The 3329-nt window shown below is 76.5% G+C and carries 4 protein-coding genes; all 4 read right to left on the bottom strand.

Annotated features, from left to right (window positions below; genetic code table 11):
* Positions 1 to 741, bottom strand: a 741-nt coding sequence (locus AB0J52_RS33165) for a transcription antitermination factor NusB (protein ID WP_500186808.1), incomplete at its 3' end; no start/stop codon positions are given.
* The gene (gene fmt / locus AB0J52_RS33160) at positions 741 to 1679 is read right to left on the bottom strand and encodes a methionyl-tRNA formyltransferase (RefSeq protein ID WP_500186807.1); all 939 of its coding nucleotides are present in this window, start codon (positions 1677 to 1679) and stop codon (positions 741 to 743) included. The genes AB0J52_RS33165 and fmt, both read right to left, overlap by 1 nt.
* A 2-nt stretch (positions 1680 to 1681) precedes the next feature.
* Positions 1682 to 2227 carry a peptide deformylase gene (gene def, locus AB0J52_RS33155; protein ID WP_500186806.1) on the bottom strand — a complete coding sequence of 182 codons (546 nt, stop codon included), beginning with the start codon at positions 2225 to 2227 and terminating at the stop codon, positions 1682 to 1684.
* Between the two features lie 111 nt (positions 2228 to 2338).
* Positions 2339 to 3329, bottom strand: a 991-nt coding sequence (locus tag AB0J52_RS33150; protein ID WP_500186804.1) for a hypothetical protein, incomplete at its 5' end; no start/stop codon positions are given.

Below are 3329 nucleotides of genomic sequence, written 5' to 3'. Positions count from 1 at the left end.
CACCGCCGGGTCGCCGTCCGGCAGGACGGCCCCGACCGGCGAGTAGGGCGCGGGCTCGGCGCCCTCCAGCTCGGCGAGCGTGGCGCGGCCCGGCCGGGCGACCAGGGTGACGCGCGGACGGGCGTTGTCGGCGGCCAGCAGCGCGTCGGTCTCGTCCCGCTCCGGGCCGAGCGCGTCGCGCAGCGCCGACACGATCCACTTCGGGTGGCTGTGCCGGACCGACAGCCGGGTGGTGGCGTCCATGTCGTCCGGCGCGACGATCTCCAGCCAGCCGTCCAGGTCGCGCCCGGCGACCTTGCGCAGCACCGCGTTGGCGAACTTGGACATGCCGGGCCCGGTGACGTCGCGCGCCAGGTCGACGGTCGTGCCGACGGCCGCGTGCGGCGGGATCCGGGTCGCGAGCACCTGGTGCGCGCCGAGCCGCAGGACGTCCAGCAGCGCCGGGTCGATGCGGCGCAGCTCGCGGTCGCTGCACAGCGCGAGGATCGCGTCGTAGGTGCCGCGGCCGCGCAGCGTGCCGTAGGTCAGCTCGGTCGCCAGGGCGGCGTCCCGGCCGGTCAGGCCGCGGTCGCGCAGCCGCGCCGGCAGCAGCAGGTTGGCGTAGGCGTCGCGGGTGTCCACGGCCCGGATCACGTCGAACGCGGTGCGGCGGACGAGGTCCTGCGGGCGGCCGGTGCGGCGCGGCCCGTCCGGGCGGCGGTTGGCGTTGGTCCGGCCGCGGTGGTGGCGGGTGGGCGGCATCAGGCGAGCGTGTCCTTGTCGGTGAGGGAGAGCCCGCGCGCCCAGTCGGCGGCGGGCATGCGGCGCTTGCCCTGCGGCTGGACGTCGCCGAGCGCGACCGGGTGCGTGGCGGTCCCGACCAGCACCTCGTTCTTGCCCGGGCGCAGCGCGCCGGGCGCGAGCGGGCCGCCGTCCCGGGCGGCGTCCGGGACGGGACGGACCGGGAACAGCTTCAGCCGGGTGTCGCGGAACGTCGTCCACGCGCCGGGCGCGGGCGTGCAGGCCCGGACGAGCCGGTCGACGCGCAGGGCCGGGGACGTCCAGTCGACGCGGGCGTCCTCCGGGGTGAGCTTGGCGGCGTGCGAGACGCCCTCGGACGGCTGCGGGCGGGGCTCCAGCACCCCGGCCTCGATGCCGCTCATGGTGTCGACCAGCAGCGAGGCGCCCGCGACGGCGAGCCGTCCGAGCAGGTCGCCGGTGGTGTCGGTGGGCAGGATCGGCTCGGTCAGCACCCCGAAGACCGGGCCGGTGTCCAGGCCCTCCTCGATCTGGAAGGTGGCCGCGCCGGTCATGTCGTCGCCGTGCAGGATCGCGCGCTGCACCGGGGCCGCGCCGCGCCAGGCGGGCAGGATCGAGAAGTGCAGGTTCACCCAGCCGTGCCGGGGGATCTCCAGCGCGGTGGGGCGCAGGATCGCGCCGTAGGCGACGACCGGGCAGCAGTCCGGGGAGATCGCGCGCAGCCGGTCCAGGAACTCGGGGTCGGACGCCTTGGCGGGCTTCAGCACCTCGATCCCGGCCTCCTCGGCGGCCTGCGCGACCGGGCTCGGGACGAGCTTGCGGCCGCGCCCGGCGGGGGCGTCCGGCCGGGTGACGACCGCGGCGACCTCGTGCGAGGACGCCAGCAGCGCCCGCAGGGACGGGACGGACGTCTCGGGCGTTCCGGCGAAGACGAGGCGCATGGTCAGACGGCCTTCCCGAGCGTGCGGTGCGGGGACACCTTGACCTGCGGGACCGGGTCGCCGAACCACTCGGCCTCCCGGATCGCCTTCATCGCGGCCTTGCGCTGCTCGGCGTCCATCCGGTCGATGAAGATGATCCCGTCCAGGTGGTCGGTCTCGTGCTGGACGCAGCGGGCCAGCAGGTGCGTGCCCTCGACGGTGATCGGCTCGCCGTGCATGTTGAAGCCCTTGGCGACGGCCCGCACCGCGCGCGGGGTCGGGAACGCCAGGCCGGGCAGCGACAGGCAGCCCTCGTCGCCGGTCTCCTGCTCGTCCGACAGGTCCAGGGACGGGTTGACCAGGTGGCCCAGCACGTCGTCGACGTAGTAGGTGAACACCCGCAGGCCGACGCCGAGCTGCGGCGCGGCCAGGCCCGCGCCGGGCGCGTCGATCATCGTGTCGGTGAGGTCCTTGACGAGCTGGCGCAGCTCCTTGTCGAAGTCCCTGACCGGCTCGGCAGGGGTGCGCAGCACGGGGTCGCCGAAGAGGCGGATGGGCTTGACGGACAAGGAGGTCTCCGTTTCCAGGATTTCCAGAAGGGTGCGCCGGGTTTCTCGGGCGCTACCGGGCGCGGGCGTCTCCCGGGCGCGCTGACGGGTCCAGTCTACGAACCCTCCAGCCTATGATCCCCCGGCGGCCGACCGGGCCCGGACGGCGGCGGCCCGCGCCGCGGCGGCCCGGGCGGACTCGGCCGTGCCCCGGTCGGGGTGGTGGTCGCCGAGCGCGGTGAGCACCGCGGCGGTCGCCGGATGGTGGCAGCGCCACAGAGCGGCCACGTCGCGCGGCACGGGCACGGCGGTGACCGCCTCGGCGGGGTCCGCGGTCTCCAGGCGTCCGGCGAGGCCGTCCACGAACAGCCAGTCCGGGTCGGGTTCGGGCGCGGGCAGGCCGTGCCCGGTCAGCCAGCGCGCCGCGTAGGGGCGGACGTCCGGGTCCTCCACGGCGTCCCGGACGGGCGGCTCGGCCGCGACGCCGAGGCGGTCCAGGACGGCGGCGGCGATCACGCGCTCGCCCGCTCCCCCGCCGCGCATGACCGCGACCAGCTCGCGCCCGGCCTGCCGCTGGTCCCGGCCGTCCAGCCAGGCGGTGACCTCGTCGTCCAGGGTGTCCGGGCGGTGCAGGGCGAGCCCGGCCACCAGCTCGTCCGCGGGCGCCTCCGACAGCGCCCCGACGACCGGGGCCCGGTAGCCGTCGGCGAGCAGCAGTTCGCGGACGCCCCAGACGCCGAGCGGCGTCAGCTCCAGGCCGCCGCCGCGCTCGGCCACCACCCCCCACCCGGACAGCTCGTCGAGATGCCGCCGGAGCGCCCCGTCCACCGCGCTCGCCACCAGCCTCCGGTCGTGGACCTCGTACGCCGCCTCGACATGATCGAGCAGGATCCCGGCCAGCTCGTCCGGCGCGGACGGCTCGCGCTGCTCGTACAGCTGGAGCAGGACGCCGGTCAGCTCGGCCCGCACGAGATCGGCCGCCTCGACCCGCCCGTCCCGGGACGGCCGGTCGCGGTCGGCGGGGACGGCCGCCTCGTCGAACCGGGCCAGCCAGACCCGCAAAACCGCCTCGTCGTCTCCGTCGAACCCGTCCAGCAGCGCCGAGGACCGCGCGGCGCGGGCC

The sequence above is a fragment of the Spirillospora sp. NPDC049652 genome (assembly GCF_040675125.1).
Classification (GTDB): domain Bacteria; phylum Actinomycetota; class Actinomycetes; order Streptosporangiales; family Streptosporangiaceae; genus Spirillospora.
Note: the sequence above shows the minus strand (reverse complement) of the source record. Positions and strands in the feature narration are given on the sequence as shown.

Excerpts from the sequence above, each read along its gene's own strand:
- fmt (WP_500186807.1), bottom strand. The coding sequence starts at position 1,679 with ATGCGCCTCGTCTTCGCCGGAACGCCCGAGACGTCCGTCCCGTCCCTG.